We start from the raw sequence: 22,384 nt of genomic DNA, 5'->3' as shown, positions 1-22,384 counted from the left end.
AACCACCCCAACTGGAGCCGTTTACATGGCAAAGAAAGTTTCTAAGTTTTTCCGCATCGGCGTTGAAGGTGACACCTGTGACGGGCGAGAAATCGACGTTAACGATATTAAGCAGATGGCGCAGCACTACAGCCCGAAAGTGCGCGGTGCACGCATCAACCTTGAACACATCAAAAGTGTTTTGCCGACCAGTGATTTCCGTCGTTATGGCGATGTTGTCGAGCTGAAAGCTGAGCAGATAGACGAGCCGGACGAACCTCTGTTGCACGGCAAGTGGGCGCTTTACGCCAGACTGACACCGACACCAGATTTAGTGGCAATGGTCGCAGCGAGTCAGAAGATTTACACCTCGATGGAGATCCGCCGCGATTTTGCCAAAACAGGTAGCACCTACCTCATGGGATTGGCTGTCACTGATGATCCGGCCAGCCTCGGCACTGAAATGCTGGAGTTTAGCCAGCGTGCCCAAAAGAACCCATTGGCAGGCCGTAAATCCGATCCGGAAAATTTATTCACTGCTGCCGTTGAGGCACTGATTGAGTTTGACGAAATCACCGACCCGGAAAACTCATTTTCCAGCCGTATTAAAGCGATGTTTACCCGCAAACAGGCTGGGGATGATGTGCGCTTCAATGAAATGGAAGACGCAGTGATGACCGTGGCCGAGCAGTTGCAGGAAGCAGAAGCGCGTTTTACCCAGACCACCGACGCCCTCAATGAAGTGATTACCGATCTCAGACAGCAGGTGGAAACCGGCAACAGCGCTTTCAGTGAGTTGAAAACGCAGCTTTCCAACACCGAGAGCTTTAGCCAGCCGACACGCCCGGAAGCCACAGGCGGCAACGGTGCGCAAGACGTGCTGACCGACTGCTAAGGCAGCCACACCCGATAAAACCGAATAAAAACAGGAATAACTATGCGCAAGCAAACCCGATTGAAATTTAATGCCTTTCTGTCCCGCGTTGCGGAGCTGAACGGTGTCGACACCGGCGATCTGGATAAAAAATTCAGCGTAGAGCCATCTGTCACACAGACCATCATGACCCGCGTACAGGATTCCTCCGCGTTTCTGACCCGCATCAATATTGTGCCGGTGGCAGAAATGAAAGCGGAAAAAGTCGGCCTTGGCGTCAACGGCTCTATTGCCAGCACCACCGACACCACCGGCGGTGATGAACGCGAAACCGCCGACTTTGCCACGCTGGATGCAGAGGGCTATTTCTGCCAGCAGGTAAACTACGATTTCCACATTCGCTATAACACTATTGATTTGTGGGCACGTTATCAGGACTTTCAGGCTCGTTTGCGTGATGCCATCGTAAAACGCCAGTCCCTTGATCGCATGATGATCGGCTTCAACGGTACCCATCGTGCGAAAACCTCCAACCGAATCAAATTTCCGTTGCTGCAGGACATTGCGCCGGGTTGGCTGCAAAAGTACCGCGACAACGCCCCGGCCCGCGTGATGCACAATATCACCGACGAGGATGGCACCGTGTTGTCAGAAAAAATCCGCGTGGGAACCGGGGGCGATTACGTCACCCTCGACGCGCTGGTGATGGATGCCACCAACACCTTGATTGCACCGTGGTATCAGGAAGATCCGGAACTGGTTGTTATCTGTGGCCGTCAGTTACTGGCCGACAAGTATTTTCCTCTGGTGAATCAGGAACAGCCGAACAGTGAAGCGTTGGCTGCTGACCTGATTATTAGTCAAAAACGCATTGGCAACTTGCCCGCCGTGCGCGTGCCGTTCTTCCCGGCCAATGCGCTGATGATCACCCGACTGGATAACCTGTCGATTTACTGGCAGGAAGACACCCACCGCCGTCATATGGTGGAAAACTCCAAGCGTGACCGCATCGAAAATTACGAATCCATCAACGAGGACTATGTGGTGGAGGATTACGCCTGCGGCACTCTGGTGGAAAACATCGTGTTGCTGCCACCGCCAGACCCAAAGAAAGTGAAGGAGGATGAGGAGGCTAAAGCAAAACTATCCGCTGATGAGGGGCTTAAAAAGCTGGCCGGTGCCATTGTTGAGGCGGTGAAAGGAGTCGCAGCTCCAACCGAATCGATTACGGATGCCGCTGATCCTGAGGTGAAAGGTACTGACGCTGTGTCAGTAGACGACAAAGCGGCAAAAGGCGGTAAGTAACCATGACCAGCCCTGCCCGCCGTCACCTTCTGCGCCAGTCTGCGGTCGAGGCCGCGCAGCGGAAAAATGACCCGCTGCGCCATGCCAACGGCTATGAACTGATGATGCTTAAACTCTATGAGGATAAGCGAAAACTCAAGCAGATACGCTCACAAGAGCGTAAAGCCGAACTCAAACGCCAACTGCTGCCGGACTATGCCCCCTGGGTTGCCGGAGTGCTGGCGGAAGGTAACGGTGCGCAGGATGCCATTCTGATGACGGTCATGATTTGGCGACTGGATGCCGGGGATATCCCCGGCGCACTGGACATTGCCTGCTATGCGTTGCGCTACAAGTTAGCACCGCCGGGCAACTTCACTCGCTCCACGCCGTACCTCATCGCAGAAGTCGTCGCCGAGTCTGCCACCCGTGCCCATGAGGCTGGGGAGGCGGTCAATATTGACCACCTCACGCAGACCATGGAACTCACCGACGCAGAAGACATGCCCGACCAAGTGCGCGCCAAGCTGCACAAAATTACCGGGTACGTCTTGCGTGAAACGGGCAGGGCTGAACTGGCGTTAAACCACCTGAAGCGTGCGTTGCAGTTGCATAACGGCTGTGGCGTCAAAAAGGACATTGAACGGCTGGAGCGGGCGATCCGTACCGCTGCCAGCCGCTAACAGAACGCGCCCCGCGCCGGGCGGCACGATGGCCGCGACAGGTTTCACCTCGTTAACGCCGTCGTCCACCGCCCCCTATTTTTTGAGGTCATATGAGCACCGTCATTATAAAACCCCGTCCGGACGCGCCAGCCCCGCGCCCGGAGGATGAGCCGATCATTAAAAACGTCTTTTTCTTCCCGGATATCACCCCGGCAGACGTGCGCGACGTGATGCGCATTGAAGGCACGATCACCGCTCCACGGCTACGGCTGGCGATTAAAAGTGCGCTGGCGGAAGTCAACGCCGAGCTTTTCACCTACCGCCGCGATCAGATGGCCGACGGCTATCAGCGGCTGGAGGATGTCCCCGCCGACGAACTTGACGGCGAAAGTATCCGGGTAAGTGAATACCGCAACGCGGTCAGCACCATGACCACCGCCATTTTGTCGGAACAATACCGCAGCATGGACACCACCGGCACCGGCGGGCGCAAAGCGGATGTTGTCGAGGCGTCCATTGATGAACTGTGGCGCTCGGCTCGTAACGCGATCAGCAATGTGGCCGACCGCGCCCACTGCATCATCGGGTTGCTGTAATGAAAATCTACGCCCTGCAGGGCGACACCGTTGACGCGATTTGCTGGCGCTACTACGGGCGCACGCAGGGCGTAGTTGAACAGGTTTACTCACTCAATGAGGGGCTGGCCGATGCCGGGGCGATTTTGCCGCACTGCCAGCCGGTCGAGCTGCCGGATGTGACCGCCGCGCCGCAGCGTGAAACTGTCAATTTATGGGATTAACAATGGAGCGAATTACCTCATTTTTAGCCTACGCGGTGGCGATTTTCCTTGCGTGGATCGGCAAGTATTCCCCGCAGGATATTGCCTTTATGGTCGGGGCCGCCGTGGGCGTCGGTACCTTTCTTGTTAACTGGTACTACCGCCGCAAAAGCTATCAGTTACTGAATAAATTAGGTGTTAGCCGGAGGGTATACGATGAACTCAATCGCTAAACGTTGCACAGTGGCCGCCGTGCTGGTGCTGGCTGCTTTGCTGCCGCAATACAGCACCCTGCACACCTCGGAGGCCGGGTTGCGGTTGCTGGCCGATTTTGAAGGCTGTCGGCTTTCCCCTTACCAGTGCAGCGCGAACGTGTGGACGAGCGGCATCGGTCACACCGCCGGGGTAGTGCCGGGCAAGGTCATTAGCGAACGTCAAGCCGCCGTCAATCTGGTCGCTGATATTTATCGGGTAGAGCGTGCCATAGGTCGCTGTATGCCGGTCACGATGCCGCAGCCAGTTTATGACGCGGTAGTATCCTTTGCCTTTAACGTCGGCGTGACGGCGGCGTGTGGCTCCGCACTGGCCGGTTTCATCAAGCGGAAAGAATGGCACAGCGCCTGCCTGCAGTTGCCGCGCTGGGTGTATGTCAACGGGGTTAAAACCGCTGGGCTGGAACGTCGCCGGGTATCAGAGATGGCCCATTGTCTGACCGGGGCCGCGCAATGAACCGCACCGGTGCGCTGTTCCTGTTCCTGTCGCTGGCCGCCGCCGGTTGGCTCAAATGGCAGGTTATCGCCCTGGGTGGTCAGTTGGATGAAGTGCAACGGGAAAACAGCCGGATTTCGACGGCGCTGACCGATACCCGTACGGTGATCAGCATGTTGCAGGCAGCGGCCGGCCAACTGGCGCAGGAAGAGAAAAGCCTGAGAAATGACCTCAACAATGCGCACCGGCTGGCGCTGACCCGCGAACAAAAAATACAGAGATTACTCAATGAAAACCAAATTTTACGTGATTGGTTCAACACTTCTTTGCCTGCTGATGTTGCAAGGCTGCACCAGCGCCCCGGCTTCACCGGCGCCGCAAATTATCTACGTTGGCTGTCAGGCGGTGAACCCGTGCCAGATACCGGCAAGCAGCCCGAAAAATAACGGCGACCTGAGCGCCGACATTCGCCAGCTTGAAAACGCCTTGGCGGCCTGCGCGGTGCAGGTCGACGCCATTAAAACCTGTCAGGAACAACACCATGTTAAAACCGCAACAGCTCCGCGCTGAGCTGACAAGCTGCCTGCAATGGTTGCAGCGCAACCCCGAAAGTCTGCAGGTACGGGTACAAGGTGGAAGCATTGCCGCCACGCTTGCCACCTCGCTGTCGCATGAGTACAGCTACACGCTGAATCTGCTGTTTCTGGATTACACCGGCGATCTGGATTTAATCGTGGTACCGATACAGGCGTGGCTACGAGAAAACCAACCGGACATTATGGCCACCCCAGAAAAGCGCCGTACCGGCTGTACTTTCGCCACGGATTTTAATAACGACGGCTCTTACGATTTCAGCGTGTCGTTGCAGTTAACCGAGCGTGTGGTGGTCAACGAGCAAGACGGCGGTGCGCTGCACGTTAAGCACCTGCCGGAGCCGCCGTTGCCGGAAAACGTCACGCGTCCGCTGCAGCTCTATGTACATGGTGAATTAGTGAGTGAGTGGAATGAACGAGCTTAACCCCTTTGACGCCCATCTGGCCGGGCTGATTACCGCGTTGTCGCCGCAGTCCCGCAAATCGTTGGCCGTTGCCGTGTCCAAGCGTTTACGCGCCAGCCAACAGCAAAACATCAAGCGCCAGCAGGCACCGGACGGCACCCCTTATGCCCCGCGTAAAACGCCATTGCGCAATACAAAGCGCCTGCGCGATCGGGCGATGTTCTCCAAGTTGCGCACCGCGCGTTACATGAAAGCCAAGGGCAGCGGCGACGAGGCTGTGGTGGAGTTTGTCGGCCGCGTTAAGCGCATGGCTAATGTGCACCATTATGGCCTGCGTGACCGGCCATCGCCGAACAGTGGCCCCGTGAAATATGAAGCGCGTCCGCTGCTGGGTTTTTCATATGATGACGTTAAGTATATAGAGGAAACTATTATCGCTCATCTATCTGAATGAGGCCTATTGCAATTGGCATAAGTTACCCTCTGAACTGAAATAGATAATTGCTTAATGCTCTATGATTTATTGAACCGACTGTTAGGGCTGTGAAGAAAAAAATTATTGATAAGAAAGCGAGGATAGACACATTTCTCATGTGTTCCCAAGAGTTAATCACTTCGATTAACTCTGCTTTTTTTTCTTTGTCGTCAAGGGATATGTATTCACATGCGGAGCGATATATATCGTGGGGGTGGGTTTTTATTATTTCTATACAATCGCTTTCGCTTAGCACTGTGTGGTCTTTAAGGAAGCCATTAGGAACCAAAATGTTGTTTTCGGAAATCTGTACGGATAATTTATCGTCATGGTAATTTACATACCCAACCTTTGGTAGGTCGCTCAACAGGAAAAATGCGAATGATAGTAGGATTATCCCCATGAAAACAACAAACCAGGTTTCATAGCGTGAACTTTTTATTTTTCCTACTACGCCAAAAAGAGAAGCGAAGTAAAATTGCTTTTTTGATATTTCCCCAGTGAGTAATCCTTTCGATAGTAACTTTGCATCTCGGACGTTTTCGACTTTAACACCATTAAGTAATGAAAATGTTTGAGTGTAAAACATTTCATCGTCGGCCTTTCCTAGAACGCCACGATTAAACCTAAGTCCCGCGGTTCTTAGCAAGAATCTAAATAAAACTGATATCCCACCACATCGCAAAATAATTAATGTAATAAACCCAAGAGATACTAATAATTTTATCCCATCGGGAAATATCTGATCTATTGCAAACATCATGCTACTCCTTTAATAAATTAAAAATATTGTAGCAAATCCAATGGTATGTTGTGCCTAAGATCTTCCAACCCCTTTCCGTTGCTGTTACCCGCGTCGGGCGGCATCCTTTCAGCATGAAAAATTTACCAAACATCATGCGCCTGCTGCGCAACATGATCCGCATTGGCACCGTGAACGCCGTCGACCTTGAGCGCGGTCTTTGCCGTGTCGATACCGGCGGCAACCTTACTGACTGGCTTCACTGGATGACCTGCCGGGCAGGCCGTGCCCGCATGTGGTGGGCACCGTCCGAAGGTGAACAGGTGTTGGTGTTGGCGCTGGGGGGGGAATTGGACACCGCCTTTGCGCTGCCGGGTATCTTTTCCGATGACTTCCCGGCCCCGTCGGCGTCTGCGGATGCGCTGTATATCACTTTCCCTGATGGCGCGGTGCTGGAGTATGAACCGGCCAGCGGTGCGCTGAGTGTGACTGGCATTAAAACTGCTGACGTGCAGGCGTCCGAGTCAATCACCGCCAGCACCAAGGTGGTGATGGTCAAAGCCGCAAAAAACATCACCCTCGATACCCCTGAGGTGATCTGCACTAACAAGCTGACTACCGGCACGCTGGAAGTGAAAAGCGGCGGGAAGATGACCGGCAGCATTGAGCACAGCGGCGGCAGCATCACGTCTAACGGCGTGGTAGTGCATACCCATACCCACGGTGGCGTGCAGAACGGCGGCGACAACACGGATAAACCAGCATGAACAACGCGAAATACCTCGGCATGAACCGCGACACCGGTCGCATGTTGACGGATATCGACCATATACGGCAATCCGTGGCCGACATTCTGATCACGCCGCAGGGTTCACGCCCTATGCGCCGGGCTTATGGTTCGTTGCTGTCTGAGCTGCTCGACCAGCCGCAGAATGACACGCTGCGTCTGCAAATTATGGCCGCCTGTTACAGCGCGATTCTGGCTTGGGAACCCCGCGTAAAGCTGACCGGCATCACCTTTAACACCACCTACGACGGCAAGATGGTGATTGATATCACTGGCACCAGCACCGATACCCCCGGCGCGTTGTCGTTGTCTATTCCTGTGAGCTGAACCATGGCAACGATTAACTTAAGCCTGCTTCCCGCCCCGACAGTGGTCGAGGTGTTGGACTATGAAACGCTGTTGGCAGAACGTAAGGCTACGCTAATTTCACTCTATCCCGAGGCCGAACGGGCGGCCATCAGCCGCACACTGGCGTTGGAGTCAGAGCCGATCGTTAAGCTGTTGCAGGAAAATGCTTATCGTGAGGTGATTTTACGCCAGCGCATCAACGATGCCGCCAAGGCGGTGATGCTGGCTTATTCCACTGGGGCAGACCTTGACCAGTTTGGGGGGAGTTTTAACACCCCGCGTCTGGTGATTATCCCGGCGGATGAAACCACTATCCCGCCGACACCGGCGCTAATGGAGTCGGACGACGATTATCGGCTGCGCTTACAGGATGCTTTTGAAGGCATGAGCACCGCCGGTTCGGCAGGCTCTTACCGTTTTCATGCTCGCTCTGCCGATGGACGAGTGGCCGATGTGACCGCCATTAGCCCATCCCCGGCCTGTATCACCGTGACCGTGTTGTCACGCGACGGCGACGGCACCGCCAGCCCTGAGCTGTTGCAAGTCGTCAGCGTGGCGCTGAGCGATGAGGATGTGCGCCCGGTCGCTGATCGGGTGACGGTGCAATCCGCCAAAATTACCCGCTATGCCATCGAGGCCACGTTATACCTCCATCCCGGCCCGGAGGTTGCGCCGATCCTCACGGCGGCCAACGAAAGGTTGCGTAATTACGTGGAAGGTGTGCGCCGGTTGGGGCGCAGTATCCGGCGTTCCAGCATGAATGCGGCGTTGACCGTGGAAGGTGTCGAGCATGTAGACATCATCAAACCGGCAGCCGATATCGTGCTGGATAAGACGCAGGCGGGCTATTGCACCGGCTTCACCATCAATCCGGGGCGTGCTGATGAATAACCGATTATTGCCGGTCGGTTCTTCCCCATTGGAAGTGGCCGCCGCCACGGCCTGTGCTGAGCTGGAGCGTTTACCGGTACCGCTGCGCGAACTGTGGAACCCGGCACGCTGCCCGGTGCACTTGTTGCCCTATCTGGCGTGGGCGTTTTCCGTTGACCGCTGGGATGAGGCATGGCCGGAAGAGGTGAAGCGCGGTGTGGTTGCAGCGGCATTTTTCATCCATCGCCATAAAGGCACCATCGGGGCCGTGCGCCGCGTGGTCGAGCCGCTCGGCTACCTGATTAACGTCACTGAATGGTTTCACGGTGACGATCCGCCCGGCACCTTTCGGCTGGATATTGGCGTATTAGAAACCGGCATCACGGAAGAAATGTATTTAGAAATGGAGCGGCTGATCGCCGATGCCAAACCCCTGAGCCGTCACCTGATTGGCCTCAATATTTTGCAGGACATTCCCGGCCTGATTTACGTCGGCGCGGCCGTCGTGGACGGCGATGTCATCACCGTTTACCCCGGATAAGAGGAAATTATGAGCAAGTATAAAGCGATTATTACCACCGCCGGGGCGGCCAAAATTGCCGCCGCGTCGGCAGGCGGTACCCAGTTAAAAATCACCCGTATGGCCGTCGGCGACGGTAACGGCAGCTTACCCACCCCGAACCCGGCACAGACCAAGCTGATCAATGAGAAATACCGGGCCCTCCTTAACGGACTGACCATTGATAAAGCTCTGAAAAATCATATTGTGGCGGAGTTGATTGTCCCGGCGAGCGTGGGCGGGTTCTGGCTGCGTGAGATGGGGTTGTATGATGATTTCGGCACGTTGATTGCGGTTGCTAACATGGCCGAAAGCTACAAGCCGAAACTGGAGGAGGGCAGCGGCCGCACGCAGACACTGCGCATGATCCTGATAGTTAGCAGCGCCGCCGCTATCAGCGTGATTGCCGGGGGCGATACCGTACTGGCAACCAAAGATTTTGTTGCGGACGCCATCAAAGACCATGAGAAAACCCGCAACCACCCGAACGCCAGTACCACCGCTAAAGGGTTGGTGCAACTGAGTAGCGCGACAACCAGCGCGGAAGAAACCAAAGCCGCCACACCGAAGGCCGTTAAAGCCGTTAACGATGCCAGCGCCAAAAAGTCCGCCAATCTGTCCGACCTGACCGACAAATCCGCCGCTCGTGGCAATCTGGCGTTAGGCAGTGCTGCGACGAAAAACGTCGGCGTTGAGGGCGGGCAGGTGATGGCCGTCGGTGCGTTTGGGCTGGGTATGGGGGGAAGGCAATTTGATGATGCTTATTCAAATATCGCGCAAATTTACCGGGTTAATGTGTCATCAGAAAACAAGCCACCCATTAGCGGTAACATTGCCGCCGGGGTTATTAGCCTGCCTTGCGATGCCGCGCCGTCGGCGGGTTATATTGCGGTGTCAGGTGTTGGCCATGGCTTTATCGGCTATTCCAATAGGCCGGAAAATGGGGTGCGCTGGTCACGGATTTACACCACGGATTACAAGCCGACGGCGGCCGATGTCGGGGCATTGACCGATGCGCAGGCGATGCAAAAGTTTGCCCTGCGCTCCATCAAGGTTAACGGCAAGCCATTGTCCGGTGATGTTAATCTGTTGGCGGCTGACGTTAACGCATGGAACAAAACGGAGGCAGATGGCCGTTATGTGAAACGGACGGGCGACACCATGGCCGGGACGCTTGTCATTGATGGCGCAACGGTGCTACCTACGCAACCATTGCGAGCGGCTACCGACGTCCCCGCGCTCTGGAAGCAGGGGATCAGCCTATCAACGTTGGAATTTGATGATAAAAATATCAGTGGTTATCCCGCGCAGCCTTATTCGACGTTGGTAAATTTGAGCGCGACTGAGCATCGTGGGATTCAATTATTATCTGAAAAAGCGACGAATAATTTTTGGTTACGGTCAGCGGATGCTAAAAAATACTCTGATTTTGTAAAGCTCTATCACACCAGTAATAAACCAACGGCTGCCGATGTGGGAGCGTTAACGGATGCACAAGCCGCGCAGAAATATGCCCTGCGATCGTACAAGGTCAACGGCAAGCCGCTATCCGGTGATGTCAATCTGTTGGCGGCGGACGTTAACGCCTGGAATAAATCAGAGGCGGACGGACGTTATTTAATGAAGTCCGGCGGTCAATTGACCGGAATAGTAAAAACCTCCGCTGAAATTCAATCAACATCAACCGATAATTATCGATTAATCGGTGGTGATTACGGCACGTTCTGGCGTAATGATGGCAAAAGCCTGTATTTAATGGTGACGAATGCGAAAAACCAGTACGGCACATTTAACGGATTGCGCCCGTTTTCTATTGATGTGAAAGGCGGGCATGTAAATTTCGGTCACAATGTGTCTGTCGGTGGTGAGCTGAAAACACTTAGCAGTTTCCGTTCTGATAAAGGTGTTTCGATTGGCGAGGATTTATGGGTTGATCGAAATGCCAACGTTGCAGGCAACCTGAAGGTAGGGAACACGACTTATCAAACCGATGGGAATATTAATGGGACTGCATGGGGCGGATATCTTAGCAACTGGCTAAGCGATCATTTAAATGGCCGTGTTGACTGGAATTCATTTAACAATCGTAGTCACATTTCCGGCAATAGAAATGCCTGGTGGTATAAAGACGAGTTAACCGGGTATATCCATCAGGGGGGTGTTATCAATCGCGGCGATAACTATCTAAACCGCGTTAATTTTCCACGTGGGTTTACACAGGACTGTTTCGGGGTTCAATTAACATTGGCGGGTCATTGGGGGGACTCATCCGCAAACATGGAAGCGCTAAACGTGGGGCCGGGAGGATTTGACTCTGGTATGAATGGAAATGAACGCATCGCATTTTGGTGGGCGGTTGGGGTTTAATGATGAATTACGGATACAGTGCGAAAACCAATATTTTCTATGTGTTGGAAGATAAAGAAGCCTACGAAACAAATAACAACTGGCCTGATGATGTTAAACCAGTGTCTGTAGAGCATTGGGAAAAATACCGCGGGCAATCCCCTGCGGGAAAAATCCGGGCGGCGGATAGCGATGGCCTGCCGTGCTGGATTGACGCTCCACCGTTGAGCCAACAGGAACAGGTGAGCGAAGCGTCACGGAAAAAAAGTTTGCTGATAGTACAAGCCAGCAATGCAATTGCTCCTTTGCAAGATGCGGTTGAATTAGGGATGGCGACCGAGAAAGAGAAGGCGCAGTTGATCGCATGGAAAACCTGCCGGGTGCTTGCCAACCGTATTCGGCCTGAGGATACGCAGGACATTGACTGGCCGACAGTCCCCGACGCCTAATAAAAAAGCCCGCATCATTATGATATGCGGGCTTCGTGCTTTGCGGCTTTCCCTGATGTTGCCGCGTCTTGTTTATTGACCATACCCCGCCCGGCTAAATTCCGTCCAATTGGTTGTGTAGATCAATGCAACGTTATTGATCGGCGAAAACGATCGGTAAGCCTCCTTATATTCCCTCAACAGGCGCGGCCTGTTGTCTGGTCTGCCTTCCATCATCCTCCGCGTGCGGCCTGCCGTGCCGCGCGGCATCATGTTTGCACCTACTCACCACGGAGCAAGCTTATATGGCTGACTATCATCACGGCGTGCGTGTTGTCGAAATCAACGACGGCACCCGCGTTATTTCCACCGTTTCGACGGCTATCGTCGGCATGGTCTGCACGGCGGAGGATGCCGACGCGGCAGCATTCCCGTTAAATACCCCGGTACTGATTACCGACGTGTTAGCCGCTTCCGGCAAAGCCGGTAAAAAAGGCACGCTGGCAGCGGCGCTGCTGGCTATCGCTGACCAGTCAAAACCGGTAACGGTGGTTGTGCGTGTTGCCGAAGGTAAAGACGCCAAAGAAACCACCTCCAATATTATCGGCGGCGCTAACGCAGAAGGCCGCTATACCGGCATGAAAGCGCTGTTATCAGCACAGGCGGAGTTGGGTGTTAAACCGCGCATTCTCGGCGTGCCGGGCCATGACACGCTGGAAGTGGCAACCGCATTAGCCGGTATCTGTCAGCAGTTGCGTGCATTCGGCTATGTCAGCGCCTACGGCTGCAAAACGGTGCAGGATGCGATTAAGTACCGCGCCAATTTCAGCCAGCGTGAGCTGATGATTGTCTGGCCGGATTTTGTCAGTTGGAACACTACCACCAACAAAAGCGATATTGCCTACGCCACCGCCCGTGCGCTGGGCCTGCGTGCCAAAATCGACACGGAAACCGGCTGGCACAAAACCCTGTCTAATGTCGGCGTTAATGGGGTAAGCGGTATCACGGCCAGCGTGTTCTGGGACTTGCAAGCACCCGGCACCGATGCTGACCTGTTAAACCAAGCCTGCGTCACCACCCTGATCCGCAAAGACGGCTTTAAATTCTGGGGTTCCCGCACCTGTTCTGACGATCCACTGTTCCAGTTCGAAAACTACACCCGCACCGCGCAGGTGCTGGCGGACACCATGGCCGAAGCGCATCTGTGGGCGGTAGACCGCCCGGTCACGCCAACGCTTGTCCGCGACATGATTGACGGCATCAAAGCCAAATTCCGCGAACTGAAATCCGCCGGGCTGATTATCGATGGTGACTGTTGGTATGACGCCAGCGCCAACGACAAAGAAACCCTGAAAGCAGGCAAGCTGTTTATCGATTACGACTATACGCCAGTGCCGCCGCTGGAAGATTTAACCCTGCGCCAGCGTATCACTGATCGCTATCTGGCGACGTTCGCCGCGTCCGTGAACCGTTAAGGAGAGGATGAATTATGGCTCTGCCGAAAAAACTGAAATACCTGAACCTGTTCAACGACGGTTTTAACTACATGGGCATTGTGTCATCGCTGACGCTGCCCAAGCTCACCCGCAAGCTGGAGAAATACCGGGGCGGCGGGATGAATGGCGCGGCCCCTGTCGATATGGGGCTGGACGATGACGCGCTGGCCGTTGAGTGGGCGATGGGCGGCATTGATGAACTGGTGCTGAAACAATGGGGCGCAGTTGATGCCGTACCGCTGCGTTTTGCCGGTTCCTTCCAGCGTGATGACACCGGCGAAGTATCCGCCGTGGAGGTGGTCATGCGTGGCCGCCACAAAGAACTCGACTTTGGCGAATACAAGCAAGGCGAGGACACCGAAACCAAGGTATCTACCGAATGCACCTATTTCAAGCTGACCGTGGATGGCAAAGAGCTGATCGAAGTTGACACCGTGAACATGGTCGAAAAGGTCGACGGCGTTGATCGTCTGGCTGAACACCGTAAGGCCATCGGCCTGTAAACCTGCGCCAGCCCGCCGGGCTGGCCGTTCCCTGATTCAAGAGAGAAAAACTACCATGAACGAAGCTAAAGAAAACGTCATCACCCTCGATACCCCGATCACCCGTGGTGAAACCACCATTACCGAAGTGCAGGTAATTAAGCCCACGGCAGGCGCACTGCGCGGCGTCGGTCTGGCAGCCGTAGCGAATGCGGACGTTGATGCGCTGCTGGTGATCCTGCCGCGTGTCACGTTCCCGAGCCTGACCAAAGAAGAATGTGCCCGGTTGGAACTGTCGGACTTGGTGGCGCTGGCCGGGCAGGTTGTCGGTTTTTTGTCGCCGAAGTCGGCGGAGTAGAAATTGACGCCCGGCTGGGCGTTGATGATCTGATGGCGGACATTGCGGTGATATTCCACTGGCCGCCGTCTGAAATGGCCGGTATGACGCTCACGGAGCTGTTGAACTGGCGTCATAAAGCCTTACAACGCAGCGGAGTGAATCACGATGAGTAAAAGCCTGCAGCTTCAGGTCTTGCTGAAAGCCGTAGACCAAGCCACCCGCCCGCTAAAGAGTATCCAACAGGCAAGCAAAACGCTGGCCGGTGACATTAAAACCACACAACAAACCCTCAAAGCACTGGACGCACAAGCCGCCCGGATTGAAGGTTTTCGTAAGCAGCAGGCGCAGCTTGCTGTCACCGGGCAGGCGCTGAAAACCGCCAAGGCGGAAGCGGCCGCGCTGGCTGTCCAGTTCAAGGCCACGGAAAAACCCACTGCACAGCAGGCGCGATTGCTGGCAGCCTCCAAACGCGCCGCTGCCGAGCTGCAAACAAAATACAATGGCTTGCGCCAGTCGGTGCAACGCCAGCGCAATGCGCTCAACGCTGACGGTATCGCCACCAAGAAGCTGAGCGCCGAGCAACGCCGGTTAAAAGCCAGCGCCAGTGAGGCCACAGCAGCGCTAAACCGTCAGCGTGCTGAGCTGGGACGGTTGAGTAAAAAGCAGGAGTCACTGAGCCGTATTCAGCAGCGTGCGCAGGCCGGTAAAGCATTGGGTGCCACCGTTCGCAATCAAAGTGCCGTCGGGCTGGGTGTCGCTACCGCCGGGTTGTATGCCGAAAGCCGCTTTATGGCACCGGGTGTGCAATTCGATAAGCAGATGTCAGACACGCAGGCCACCTTAGGGCTGGCGAAAAACGACAAACAACTGACGGCTATTCGCCAGCAGGCGCGGGACATCGGGGCCACAACGGCATTTTCACCGACGGACGTCGCCCGCACGCAATCAGTATTGGCGAAATCCGGCTTTAACGGTGATGCCATTCTGAAATCGACCGAATCCACGGTGAATTTGGCGTTGGCCTCCGATCTGGATATTGCCGACGCGGCGGACATCATCACCAATATGCAATCGGCGTTTAACATGCCGATAGACGAGATCCAGCGCGTTGCGGATGTGATGACCAAGGGCTTTACCAGCTCAAACAGCAACCTGATGGATTTTGGCGAGGCGATGAAGTACGTCGCCCCAATTGCGGAGGCGGCCGGGGCCAGTATTGAGGACACTACCGCACTGCTGGGCGTTCTGGCCGATAACGGCATCAAGGGCAGTATGGCCGGGACGGCGACAAGTGCCATGTTCACCCGGCTGCAAGCGCCGGTCGGGCAGGCGCAGGATGCGCTGTCAGAACTGGGGGTGAAAACCAAAGACGGCAAAGGCAACATGCTGCCGATCGAAGGCATCCTGAAGAAAATCGACGGCTCGTTTAAAAAGAACAAGCTCGGCACCGCGCAGCAGGCTGAATACCTGAAAGTCATTTTCGGCGAAGAGGCGATGAAAGGCGCAATCAAGCTGATTGCGGCGGCAGGCAACGGCAAGCTGGATGCGAAAAAGCAGACGGTGACGGATTCCAAGGGGGCGACAGAGCATATCGCCAAGACGAAAACGGATAACCTCGACGGCGACTTAAAAAACCTTTCCTCGGCTTTTGAGGATATTCAGATTGAGGTCTTTGATAAGCAGGATTCCGGGTTACGTAAGCTCACGCAAAGCGCCACAAAATGGCTCGGTGTGGCCGGGCAGTGGGCGAAGGAAAACCCGGAGCTGTCCGGCACGCTGTTTAAGCTGGCGTTGGGCATTACGGCGGTGATTGGCGGCTTGGCTATTGTGGGCTTTTTGGCCGGGCCGGTGATCACCGCTCTTAGTCTATTGATGGGGCCCACACTCGGCCTAACCAAAGGGTTTTTTAAACTGAGCGGGATTGCCGCCAAGTTTTCGTTTAAGGGCATAACCACCGCTGCGCGTGGGCTTGGCACCGTAATGAAGTTTACCGGCGGCGCGGTGGGCCGTTCCCTGTTGACGATGGGCAGTGGCATGCTCAGATTGATGTCCATCGTCGGGCGCGTGTCATTTGCCGGTCTGGTCAAAAGTCTGCGTTTTGTAGGCACGGCGGTGATGTGGTTGGGCCGCATCATGATGGCTAACCCGATTCTGGCCGTGATCAGCTTGGTGGCCATGGGGGCGATTTACATCTGGCAGAACTGGGAAACGCTGGGGCCAAAATTCCAAGCCATCTGGGAGACAGTCAAGAGTGCCACCCTGGGTGCATGGGATGGCATCACCACGGCGACGTCGGCAGCATGGGAACGTGTAAAACAGTCAACAAAGGCGGCGTGGGAGGGCCTTAAAACGTGGCTGGGTGGGCAATGGGACGACCTTGTGGGGTCGGCTAAGGCCTTGCCGGGTAAGTTTAAGGAAGCCGGGATGAACATGATTAACGGCATCATTGATGGCATTACCGAACGCTGGCAGGCACTGAAAGACAAGTTTAGCGGCCTTACCGATATGTTGCCGGACTGGATGAAGTTTGGCGGTGATAAGACGGAAATTAACCCGGCCATTTCTTACAATCGGCCTGCGCCGGAATTGGCACCGGGGCCGGGCTATGCGGGAGCTTTTGACAAAGGCGGCAACATTCCCCGTGGTCAGTTTGGCATCGTGGGCGAACGCGGCCCGGAAGTGGTCAGCGGCCCGGTTAATGTCACCGGTCGCCGGAAAACAACGGCGCTATCGGCTGCCATGCTGTCGTTGTCGACGCCGGTGATGGCATCAGCACCGCCAGCCGCGCCGGTGCAGATGGCCCCGGCACCTATCACTATTCAGGTACATGTCGCACCGGGACAGGATGCGCAGGCCATTGCCCGCGAAGTGTCTCGCCAGCTTGCTGCCGAGCAGCGCAAACACGCGGCCGCCGCACGCAGCCGCATGAATTACGGAGGGTAACGACATGATGTTAACGCTGGGGCTGTTTGTTTTTATGCTGCAAACGCTGCCTTATCAGTCCCTGAACCGCACGGCGGATTACCGTTGGCCGAGCAATGCGCGTGTAGGCCAGCGTCCGGCGGCGCAGTTTTTGGGGCTGGATGATGAAACTATTACCCTGTCCGGCGTGTTGCTGCCGGAGATCACCGGCGGCCGCTTTTCGTTGTTAACGTTGCAATTGATGGCGGAGCAGGGGCGGGCGTGGCCGCTGATTGAGGGCAGCGGTACGATTTACGGCATGTTTGTGATCGAGTCTATATCAGAGAGCCACTCGGACTTTTTCGCCGACGGCAGCCCGCGCCGTACCGAGTTCACACTCGATTTAAAACGGGTGGATGAGTCTTTGTCTGCGATGTTTGGCGATCTGCGCCAGCAAGCCGGGGAACTGTACGACAAAGCGGGCGCTATGGCCGGGCAGGCCGCCGGTGCAATGGGAGGATTATTATCATGATCACGGGTGTTGCTATGCCTGCCGGGGCGTTGATTGCCCCGGACTTCTCTTTATCTCTGCAGGAAAAAGACATCACGCAAAACATCCGCAAACGGCTTATTTCCTTATCGCTGACGGATAACCGGGGCTTTGAGGCCGATCAGCTTGATATTGAGCTGGACGACAGCGACGGCCTGATGGCGATGCCGCAGCGCAATGCGGTGCTTGCGTTGTCACTCGGCTGGAAGGGGGAGGCACTGACGCCAAAGGGGCTATTTACCGTGGATGAGGTAGAGCACCGGGGCACGCCGGACACGCTGACTATTCGCGCCCGGAGTGCGGATTTTCGTGGGTCGCTGAATACCCGCCGCGATGAGTCCTACCATGACACTACGCTGAGCCATATCGTGCAGAAGGTGGCGGCCCGCAATAAGCTTAAGGCCACCATTGCCGCCGGTCTGGGGGTTATCAAGGTGAGCCACATCGACCAGACTCAAGAGACGGATGCGGCATTTCTTACCCGGTTAGCTTCCCTCAATGGGGCGGTGGCCGTGGTGAAGAACGGCAGTCTGCTGTTTATGCGACCGGGCAACGGCACTACTGTGAGCGGCAAGCCGCTGCCGATGTTTACTATCACCCGGCAAGATGGCGATCAGCACAGCTTTAGTATTGCCGATCGGGACGCTTATACCGGGGTAACAGCGAGCTGGCTCAATACCAAACAGCCAAAACCGCAGAAAGTGAAACTGCAGCGTAAGCCGAAAGAGCAACATTTACGGGCGCTGCAGCATCCTAAAGCCAAGCCGGCCGCCAGTAAAAAAACGGGTAAACAGGTGGAGGAAAAGAAAGGGGAATATCTGGTGGGGGCCGAGGATAACGTGTTTGTGATCCCCAAGGTCTACGCGAATAAGGCCGCCGCCATGCGGGCCGCGCAAGCCAAATGGGAAAAGCTGCAGCGCGGAGCGGCTGAGTTCTCACTGTCGCTCGCTATGGGCCGCGCTAACATCACCCCGGAAACGCCAGTACGCGTCAGCGGGTTTAAGGAAGTGATTGACGCACAGGCTTGGATAGTGAGCAAAGCCACGCACAGCCTGAGCGATAGCGGCTTTACGACGGCGTTAGAGTTTGAGGTTTTGCTTTCCGATGTGACTTATGAGGTGAGTGACTTCGCTTTGTGAATTTGTAAATTAGATTAAAGCTAATTTAAATCCAGATCACAGCGCGTATTATCGCGGCAAGATCCATTGATGAGGAACTAATCATGTTTCATTGCCCACTTTGCCAGATGGCGGCCCATGCTCGCACCAGCCGTTACCTAAGTCAGCACACGAAAGAACGTTATCACCAATGCCAAAATATCAACTGCGGCCACACGTTTAAAACAATGGAGAGCTACGACAGTGCGATCATGACGCCGGGGCAGGTAAGGGCAGTACCGCCGCATCCAGTTGGTACAAATGTGTCAGGGCAGCAACAGGTTATGTGGATGTAACCAGCATAGAGAGACAAACCCGCGTAATGCGGGTTTTTTGTTGGCATGTTTACATTGGCCAAGCAACTATCTTGTGCCGGGGTTCGTCGGGTATGAGTAGCACTCAAAAAAAACAGAGCGACACTTTTGCGACACTGTACAGTAGAAACAAAAAAGCCACTTCGTGTGAAGTGGCTTAATGTGCTGTTATATCAGCTAAAATTTGGTGGCCCCTACTGGACTTGAACCAGTGACCAAGCGATTATGAGTCGCGTGCTCTAACCAACTGAGCTAAGGGGCCAAGCGGCGAGATTATACGGTAATCCTCCGGCGCAGGTCTACTGTTAACCATCTGTATGTTGCTTTTATGCGCAGTTCTAGCCTGTTGTAATTACTGGCGGATTTTGCGATAACCGCTGTAAATCCCTTTAATGGACTCCCGAACCTTATGGAACTCCTGGCACCCAACCTGCGGGTCGTGTTTTGCGGCATCAACCCTGGCCTGTCCTCGGCTCACCAAGGCTACCCTTTCGCTAACGGCAGTAACCGCTTCTGGAAGGTAGTGCATCAGGCCGGTTTTACCGATACTCAGTTAGCGCCGGAGCAGTGGCAACAGCTGCAGGATACCGGTTGTGGCATCACCGCGCTGGTAGCACGGCCCACGGTGGCGGCCAGTGAGGTGACGCGTGACGAATTGCTCAGCGGCGGTGAGGCGTTAAAGGAAAAGATCCTGCGTTACCAGCCGCGTGCGCTGGCGATTTTGGGCAAGCAGGCGTTCAGCAGTGCCTTTGGGGTGAAAAATGCGGCCTGGGGCCGTCAGGAGATGACGATCGGCAAAACGGAGGTTTGGGTATTGCCTAACCCCAGCGGATTGAACCGTGCCACGCTGGAGCAGCTTACGGAGAGCTACCGCGAGTTGTTCCTGGCTCTGAAATAATTTTTATTGCGGGCATGAGATCGATAATAAGGCTGTGGAGACTGTCAAAGAGCTGCCCCGGCTTTTGCCGCGAGCAGCTTATACTGACTTAATTCAAACCAAACTAATAGAGCAGCGACTACCCTGGATAACCGTTACGTTTGGCATTGGCAATGCAATCGGAACGGTTCTTATAACCCTCCGTAGATGCGCCGACAATCTTACCGTTAGGTGCAGTACGGCGCCAACGCCATTCATTGCGATTGTCTTGATAAAACTCCCATTTATCATTCATCAAAATCATTCCTTTTATTTGATATCTCTCAGTAATGTTCTTAAGACAATTACCTCGTGTTTTAACGGAAACCGTAAAACACTATTAATATGGTGTTTTTTTGACCGCCGCTCAAGACCTTTTTTATTGTGTGGTTACTGGTGTTTTGAGGCATAAAAAAAACGGCTTCCTGTTAAAGAAGCCGTTTATTGTCGAAGCTTAAAGTTCGATCAACCGAACCAAACCTTAGTCGTCCAGGAAGCTACGCAGCACTTCGGAACGGCTTGGGTGACGCAGTTTACGCAGCGCTTTGGCTTCGATCTGACGAATACGCTCACGGGTAACGTCGAACTGTTTGCCCACTTCTTCCAGCGTGTGGTCGGTGTTCATATCGATACCGAAACGCATACGCAGCACTTTCGCTTCACGGGCGGTCAGGCCGGCCAGAACGTCGTGCGTGGCAGAGCGCAGGCTCTCCGAAGTAGCAGAATCCAGCGGCAGCTCGAGGGTGGTATCCTCGATGAAATCGCCCAGGTGTGAATCTTCATCATCACCGATCGGCGTTTCCATAGAGATCGGCTCTTTGGCGATCTTCAGCACTTTGCGGATTTTGTCTTCCGGCATCAGCATGCGTTCAGCCAGCTCTTCCGGCGTCGGTTCGCGGCCCATCTCTTGCAGCATCTGGCGCGAAATACGGTTGAGTTTGTTGATGGTCTCAATCATATGCACCGGAATACGGATGGTACGCGCCTGGTCGGCGATAGAGCGGGTGATAGCCTGACGGATCCACCAGGTGGCGTAAGTTGAGAACTTATAACCACGACGGTATTCAAACTTGTCTACCGCTTTCATCAAACCGATGTTGCCTTCCTGGATCAGATCCAGGAACTGCAGACCACGGTTGGTGTATTTCTTGGCGATAGAAATAACCAGACGCAAGTTGGCTTCAACCATCTCTTTCTTCGCACGGCGGGCTTTCGCTTCACCGATAGACATGCGACGGTTAATGTCCTTCACCTGCTCGATGGTCAGGCCGGTCTCTTCTTCGATCTGACGCAGTTTCTGCAGGCTGCGCTGCACGTCATCCGCGACGTCTTTGAGCTTTTCTGACCATGGCTTGGCCATTGCCAGCGCTGCTGCGAACCAGGTATCACTGGTTTCGTTGCTGGAGAACAGGGTAACGAAGTTTTTCTTCGGCATTTTGCACTGCTCAACGCACAGCTTCATGATGATACGTTCTTGAGTACGAACGCGGTCCATCATGATGCGCATGCTGTTGACCAGGAAGTCGAACTGTTTTGGCACCAGGCGGAACTGCTTGAACACTTCAGACAGCTTCAGAATTTCTTCTGCTGCGCTGGCGTGGCTGCGGCCGTTCTTTTTGATGACTACACGAGTCGCTTCATACTGATCGCGCAGATCGGCGAATTTCTGACGAGCCAGCTCTGGATCGATGCTGTTGTCATCTTCTTCTTCGTCTTCGTCGTCTTCTTCTTCGTCATCTTTCTGCTCTTCGGTCGACAGCTCAGAACCGACGTGCGTTGCGGTAGGAGCGATGTCTTCTTCCGCGTTAGGATCGACGAAGCCGGTGATCAGATCGGACAGGCGAGCTTCGCCTGCTTCGACGCGATCGTACTGCTCCAGCAAATAGGTAATGGCTTCCGGGTACTCGGCAACCGAGCACTGAACCTGGTTGATGCCGTCTTCAATGCGCTTGGCGATGTCGATTTCGCCTTCGCGCGTCAGCAGTTCAACGGTCCCCATTTCACGCATGTACATGCGCACCGGGTCGGTGGTACGGCCAATTTCAGACTCAACGCTGGACAACACTTGAGCAGCCGCTTCCGCCGCATCATCATCGGTGTCGGTGGTGTTCTCGGCCAGCATCAGGTCATCGGCGTCCGGTGCTTCTTCCAGCACCTGGATGCCCATGTCGTTAATCATCTGGATGATGTCTTCGATCTGGTCGGAGTCGACGATATCTTCCGGCAGATGGTCATTGACCTCAGCATAGGTCAGATAGCCTTGCTCCTTACCACGGGTGACAAGTAGCTTTAGCTGTGACTGCGGGTTTTGCTCCATAAGACGGTATCCACACTTCAGAGTATTGGGGTTGGTGTCGGTCGGCGAAACCGCCAACAATAGCATTTGGG

Annotated in this window: 29 protein-coding genes and 1 tRNA gene; 26 read left to right on the top strand and 4 right to left on the bottom strand. The window is 54.8% G+C overall.

Annotation, left to right across the window (positions count from 1 at the left end; translation table 11 throughout):
• Positions 1–25 precede the first annotated feature (25 nt).
• The 11 genes from SERS4_RS0122160 (at position 26) to SERS4_RS0122115 (ending at position 5,739) form a co-directional block, all read left to right on the top strand.
• Complete coding sequence (locus SERS4_RS0122160) at positions 26–874, top strand: GPO family capsid scaffolding protein (RefSeq protein WP_017894089.1); 849 nt, start codon at positions 26–28, stop codon at positions 872–874.
• A gap of 42 nt (positions 875–916) precedes the next feature.
• Positions 917–2,158 (top strand): phage major capsid protein, P2 family, encoded by a 1,242-nt coding sequence (locus SERS4_RS0122155; RefSeq protein ID WP_017894088.1) that lies wholly within the window; start codon positions 917–919, stop codon positions 2,156–2,158.
• A gap of 2 nt (positions 2,159–2,160) precedes the next feature.
• A complete protein-coding gene (locus SERS4_RS0122150) occupies positions 2,161–2,820 on the top strand; it encodes a terminase endonuclease subunit (RefSeq protein ID WP_017894087.1) in 660 nt (219 codons plus the stop codon).
• A gap of 92 nt (positions 2,821–2,912) precedes the next feature.
• Positions 2,913–3,398 carry a head completion/stabilization protein gene (locus tag SERS4_RS0122145; RefSeq protein WP_017894086.1) on the top strand — a complete coding sequence of 162 codons (486 nt, stop codon included), beginning with the start codon at positions 2,913–2,915 and terminating at the stop codon, positions 3,396–3,398.
• Positions 3,398–3,601, top strand: coding sequence for a tail protein X (locus tag SERS4_RS0122140; RefSeq protein ID WP_017894085.1), 204 nt, complete (start codon positions 3,398–3,400; stop codon positions 3,599–3,601). Before SERS4_RS0122145 ends, SERS4_RS0122140 begins: the two co-directional genes overlap by 1 nt.
• A 2-nt stretch (positions 3,602–3,603) precedes the next feature.
• Positions 3,604–3,813 carry an HP1 family phage holin gene (locus SERS4_RS0122135; protein WP_017894084.1) on the top strand — a complete coding sequence of 70 codons (210 nt, stop codon included), beginning with the start codon at positions 3,604–3,606 and terminating at the stop codon, positions 3,811–3,813.
• A complete protein-coding gene (locus tag SERS4_RS0122130) occupies positions 3,797–4,309 on the top strand; it encodes a lysozyme (protein ID WP_017894083.1) in 513 nt (170 codons plus the stop codon). The genes SERS4_RS0122135 and SERS4_RS0122130 overlap by 17 nt, the downstream gene beginning before the upstream one ends.
• Positions 4,306–4,734, top strand: coding sequence for an Rz-like lysis system protein LysB (gene lysB, locus SERS4_RS27365; protein WP_026142544.1), 429 nt, complete (start codon positions 4,306–4,308; stop codon positions 4,732–4,734). The genes SERS4_RS0122130 and lysB overlap by 4 nt, the downstream gene beginning before the upstream one ends.
• A complete protein-coding gene (gene lysC / locus SERS4_RS27250; protein WP_253275402.1) occupies positions 4,625–4,858 on the top strand; it encodes an Rz1-like lysis system protein LysC in 234 nt (77 codons plus the stop codon). Before lysB ends, lysC begins: the two co-directional genes overlap by 110 nt.
• Positions 4,830–5,306, top strand: a complete 477-nt coding sequence (locus tag SERS4_RS0122120; protein WP_017894081.1) for a phage tail protein — start codon at positions 4,830–4,832, stop codon at positions 5,304–5,306. The genes lysC and SERS4_RS0122120 overlap by 29 nt, the downstream gene beginning before the upstream one ends.
• A complete protein-coding gene (locus tag SERS4_RS0122115) occupies positions 5,293–5,739 on the top strand; it encodes a phage virion morphogenesis protein (protein ID WP_017894080.1) in 447 nt (148 codons plus the stop codon). The genes SERS4_RS0122120 and SERS4_RS0122115 overlap by 14 nt, the downstream gene beginning before the upstream one ends.
• Positions 5,740–5,761: 22 nt before the next feature.
• On the opposite strand, the gene SERS4_RS0122110 is transcribed toward SERS4_RS0122115, so the two are convergent.
• Positions 5,762–6,523 carry a hypothetical protein gene (locus SERS4_RS0122110; RefSeq protein ID WP_156816666.1) on the bottom strand — a complete coding sequence of 254 codons (762 nt, stop codon included), beginning with the start codon at positions 6,521–6,523 and terminating at the stop codon, positions 5,762–5,764.
• A 113-nt stretch (positions 6,524–6,636) separates the two neighbouring features.
• On the opposite strand from SERS4_RS0122110, the gene SERS4_RS0122105 reads away from it, so the two are divergent.
• From SERS4_RS0122105 to SERS4_RS26600, 14 genes are all read left to right on the top strand, one after another.
• On the top strand, positions 6,637–7,269 hold the full coding sequence (locus SERS4_RS0122105) for a phage baseplate assembly protein V (protein ID WP_017894078.1): 633 nt from the start codon (positions 6,637–6,639) through the stop codon (positions 7,267–7,269).
• Positions 7,266–7,616 carry a GPW/gp25 family protein gene (locus SERS4_RS0122100; RefSeq protein WP_017894077.1) on the top strand — a complete coding sequence of 117 codons (351 nt, stop codon included), beginning with the start codon at positions 7,266–7,268 and terminating at the stop codon, positions 7,614–7,616. The genes SERS4_RS0122105 and SERS4_RS0122100 overlap by 4 nt, the downstream gene beginning before the upstream one ends.
• A gap of 3 nt (positions 7,617–7,619) precedes the next feature.
• Entirely contained in the window at positions 7,620–8,528 is a 909-nt protein-coding gene (locus tag SERS4_RS0122095; protein WP_017894076.1) for a baseplate J/gp47 family protein, read from the top strand.
• On the top strand, positions 8,521–9,048 hold the full coding sequence (locus SERS4_RS0122090; protein WP_017894075.1) for a phage tail protein I: 528 nt from the start codon (positions 8,521–8,523) through the stop codon (positions 9,046–9,048). Before SERS4_RS0122095 ends, SERS4_RS0122090 begins: the two co-directional genes overlap by 8 nt.
• Positions 9,049–9,057: 9 nt before the next feature.
• Positions 9,058–11,433 carry a phage tail protein gene (locus SERS4_RS25980; RefSeq protein ID WP_017894074.1) on the top strand — a complete coding sequence of 792 codons (2,376 nt, stop codon included), beginning with the start codon at positions 9,058–9,060 and terminating at the stop codon, positions 11,431–11,433.
• A complete protein-coding gene (locus SERS4_RS0122080; RefSeq protein WP_017894073.1) occupies positions 11,433–11,861 on the top strand; it encodes a tail fiber assembly protein in 429 nt (142 codons plus the stop codon). The genes SERS4_RS25980 and SERS4_RS0122080 overlap by 1 nt, the downstream gene beginning before the upstream one ends.
• Positions 11,862–12,145: 284 nt before the next feature.
• On the top strand, positions 12,146–13,315 hold the full coding sequence (locus SERS4_RS0122075; RefSeq protein WP_017894072.1) for a phage tail sheath protein: 1,170 nt from the start codon (positions 12,146–12,148) through the stop codon (positions 13,313–13,315).
• 14 nt (positions 13,316–13,329) lie between these two features.
• Positions 13,330–13,839 (top strand): phage major tail tube protein, encoded by a 510-nt coding sequence (locus tag SERS4_RS0122070; RefSeq protein ID WP_017894071.1) that lies wholly within the window; start codon positions 13,330–13,332, stop codon positions 13,837–13,839.
• Between the two features lie 55 nt (positions 13,840–13,894).
• Positions 13,895–14,176, top strand: a complete 282-nt coding sequence (locus SERS4_RS0122065; protein WP_017894070.1) for a phage tail assembly protein — start codon at positions 13,895–13,897, stop codon at positions 14,174–14,176.
• A gap of 32 nt (positions 14,177–14,208) precedes the next feature.
• On the top strand, positions 14,209–14,331 hold the full coding sequence (locus tag SERS4_RS0122060) for a GpE family phage tail protein (protein WP_026142543.1): 123 nt from the start codon (positions 14,209–14,211) through the stop codon (positions 14,329–14,331).
• The gene (locus SERS4_RS0122055; protein ID WP_017894068.1) at positions 14,324–17,101 is read left to right on the top strand and encodes a phage tail tape measure protein; all 2,778 of its coding nucleotides are present in this window, start codon (positions 14,324–14,326) and stop codon (positions 17,099–17,101) included. Before SERS4_RS0122060 ends, SERS4_RS0122055 begins: the two co-directional genes overlap by 8 nt.
• A 4-nt stretch (positions 17,102–17,105) precedes the next feature.
• A complete protein-coding gene (locus SERS4_RS0122050) occupies positions 17,106–17,591 on the top strand; it encodes a phage tail protein (RefSeq protein WP_017894067.1) in 486 nt (161 codons plus the stop codon).
• Entirely contained in the window at positions 17,588–18,748 is a 1,161-nt protein-coding gene (locus SERS4_RS0122045; protein WP_017894066.1) for a phage late control D family protein, read from the top strand. Before SERS4_RS0122050 ends, SERS4_RS0122045 begins: the two co-directional genes overlap by 4 nt.
• An 83-nt stretch (positions 18,749–18,831) precedes the next feature.
• The gene (locus tag SERS4_RS26600; protein WP_017894065.1) at positions 18,832–19,062 is read left to right on the top strand and encodes a DNA-binding transcriptional regulator; all 231 of its coding nucleotides are present in this window, start codon (positions 18,832–18,834) and stop codon (positions 19,060–19,062) included.
• Positions 19,063–19,265: 203 nt separating this feature from the next.
• Here SERS4_RS26600 and SERS4_RS0122040 read toward each other — a convergent pair.
• Positions 19,266–19,342 (bottom strand) — tRNA-Ile (locus SERS4_RS0122040).
• Positions 19,343–19,489: 147 nt separating this feature from the next.
• Here SERS4_RS0122040 and mug point away from each other — a divergent pair.
• Entirely contained in the window at positions 19,490–19,978 is a 489-nt protein-coding gene (gene mug, locus SERS4_RS0122035) for a G/U mismatch-specific DNA glycosylase (RefSeq protein ID WP_012146998.1), read from the top strand.
• A gap of 118 nt (positions 19,979–20,096) precedes the next feature.
• Here the strand turns inward: mug and SERS4_RS26595 are convergent, their stop codons facing one another.
• Both SERS4_RS26595 and rpoD read right to left on the bottom strand, forming a co-directional pair.
• Complete coding sequence (locus tag SERS4_RS26595) at positions 20,097–20,252, bottom strand: DUF1508 domain-containing protein (RefSeq protein WP_017894064.1); 156 nt, start codon at positions 20,250–20,252, stop codon at positions 20,097–20,099.
• Positions 20,253–20,477: 225 nt separating this feature from the next.
• The gene (gene rpoD, locus SERS4_RS0122025; protein WP_017894063.1) at positions 20,478–22,313 is read right to left on the bottom strand and encodes an RNA polymerase sigma factor RpoD; all 1,836 of its coding nucleotides are present in this window, start codon (positions 22,311–22,313) and stop codon (positions 20,478–20,480) included.
• Between the last annotated feature and the right edge of the window lie 71 nt (positions 22,314–22,384).

Source organism: Serratia sp. S4 (assembly GCF_000347995.1).
In the GTDB taxonomy this organism is placed as follows: Bacteria; Pseudomonadota; Gammaproteobacteria; order Enterobacterales; family Enterobacteriaceae; genus Serratia; species Serratia quinivorans.
The sequence above is the reverse complement of the archived record's forward strand: the minus strand, read 5'-3'. Positions and strand labels throughout refer to the sequence as shown.

What these genes read in the sequence shown, in the direction of transcription:
- SERS4_RS0122160 (WP_017894089.1), top strand. Translation starts at nt 26, where the DNA reads ATGGCAAAGAAAGTTTCTAAGTTTTTCCGCATCGGCGTTGAAGGTGAC.
- SERS4_RS0122155 (WP_017894088.1), top strand. Translation starts at nt 917, where the DNA reads ATGCGCAAGCAAACCCGATTGAAATTTAATGCCTTTCTGTCCCGCGTT.
- SERS4_RS0122150 (WP_017894087.1), top strand. Translation starts at nt 2,161, where the DNA reads ATGACCAGCCCTGCCCGCCGTCACCTTCTGCGCCAGTCTGCGGTCGAG.
- SERS4_RS0122145 (WP_017894086.1), top strand. Translation starts at nt 2,913, where the DNA reads ATGAGCACCGTCATTATAAAACCCCGTCCGGACGCGCCAGCCCCGCGC.
- SERS4_RS0122140 (WP_017894085.1), top strand. Translation starts at nt 3,398, where the DNA reads ATGAAAATCTACGCCCTGCAGGGCGACACCGTTGACGCGATTTGCTGG.
- SERS4_RS0122135 (WP_017894084.1), top strand. Translation starts at nt 3,604, where the DNA reads ATGGAGCGAATTACCTCATTTTTAGCCTACGCGGTGGCGATTTTCCTT.
- SERS4_RS0122130 (WP_017894083.1), top strand. Translation starts at nt 3,797, where the DNA reads ATGAACTCAATCGCTAAACGTTGCACAGTGGCCGCCGTGCTGGTGCTG.
- lysB (WP_026142544.1), top strand. Translation starts at nt 4,306, where the DNA reads ATGAACCGCACCGGTGCGCTGTTCCTGTTCCTGTCGCTGGCCGCCGCC.
- lysC (WP_253275402.1), top strand. Translation starts at nt 4,625, where the DNA reads ATGTTGCAAGGCTGCACCAGCGCCCCGGCTTCACCGGCGCCGCAAATT.
- SERS4_RS0122120 (WP_017894081.1), top strand. Translation starts at nt 4,830, where the DNA reads ATGTTAAAACCGCAACAGCTCCGCGCTGAGCTGACAAGCTGCCTGCAA.
- SERS4_RS0122115 (WP_017894080.1), top strand. Translation starts at nt 5,293, where the DNA reads ATGAACGAGCTTAACCCCTTTGACGCCCATCTGGCCGGGCTGATTACC.
- SERS4_RS0122110 (WP_156816666.1), bottom strand. Translation starts at nt 6,523, where the DNA reads ATGATGTTTGCAATAGATCAGATATTTCCCGATGGGATAAAATTATTA.
- SERS4_RS0122105 (WP_017894078.1), top strand. Translation starts at nt 6,637, where the DNA reads ATGAAAAATTTACCAAACATCATGCGCCTGCTGCGCAACATGATCCGC.
- SERS4_RS0122100 (WP_017894077.1), top strand. Translation starts at nt 7,266, where the DNA reads ATGAACAACGCGAAATACCTCGGCATGAACCGCGACACCGGTCGCATG.
- SERS4_RS0122095 (WP_017894076.1), top strand. Translation starts at nt 7,620, where the DNA reads ATGGCAACGATTAACTTAAGCCTGCTTCCCGCCCCGACAGTGGTCGAG.
- SERS4_RS0122090 (WP_017894075.1), top strand. Translation starts at nt 8,521, where the DNA reads ATGAATAACCGATTATTGCCGGTCGGTTCTTCCCCATTGGAAGTGGCC.
- SERS4_RS25980 (WP_017894074.1), top strand. Translation starts at nt 9,058, where the DNA reads ATGAGCAAGTATAAAGCGATTATTACCACCGCCGGGGCGGCCAAAATT.
- SERS4_RS0122080 (WP_017894073.1), top strand. Translation starts at nt 11,433, where the DNA reads ATGATGAATTACGGATACAGTGCGAAAACCAATATTTTCTATGTGTTG.
- SERS4_RS0122075 (WP_017894072.1), top strand. Translation starts at nt 12,146, where the DNA reads ATGGCTGACTATCATCACGGCGTGCGTGTTGTCGAAATCAACGACGGC.
- SERS4_RS0122070 (WP_017894071.1), top strand. Translation starts at nt 13,330, where the DNA reads ATGGCTCTGCCGAAAAAACTGAAATACCTGAACCTGTTCAACGACGGT.
- SERS4_RS0122065 (WP_017894070.1), top strand. Translation starts at nt 13,895, where the DNA reads ATGAACGAAGCTAAAGAAAACGTCATCACCCTCGATACCCCGATCACC.
- SERS4_RS0122060 (WP_026142543.1), top strand. Translation starts at nt 14,209, where the DNA reads ATGGCGGACATTGCGGTGATATTCCACTGGCCGCCGTCTGAAATGGCC.
- SERS4_RS0122055 (WP_017894068.1), top strand. Translation starts at nt 14,324, where the DNA reads ATGAGTAAAAGCCTGCAGCTTCAGGTCTTGCTGAAAGCCGTAGACCAA.
- SERS4_RS0122050 (WP_017894067.1), top strand. Translation starts at nt 17,106, where the DNA reads ATGATGTTAACGCTGGGGCTGTTTGTTTTTATGCTGCAAACGCTGCCT.
- SERS4_RS0122045 (WP_017894066.1), top strand. Translation starts at nt 17,588, where the DNA reads ATGATCACGGGTGTTGCTATGCCTGCCGGGGCGTTGATTGCCCCGGAC.
- SERS4_RS26600 (WP_017894065.1), top strand. Translation starts at nt 18,832, where the DNA reads ATGTTTCATTGCCCACTTTGCCAGATGGCGGCCCATGCTCGCACCAGC.
- mug (WP_012146998.1), top strand. Translation starts at nt 19,490, where the DNA reads ATGGAACTCCTGGCACCCAACCTGCGGGTCGTGTTTTGCGGCATCAAC.
- SERS4_RS26595 (WP_017894064.1), bottom strand. Translation starts at nt 20,252, where the DNA reads ATGAATGATAAATGGGAGTTTTATCAAGACAATCGCAATGAATGGCGT.
- rpoD (WP_017894063.1), bottom strand. Translation starts at nt 22,313, where the DNA reads ATGGAGCAAAACCCGCAGTCACAGCTAAAGCTACTTGTCACCCGTGGT.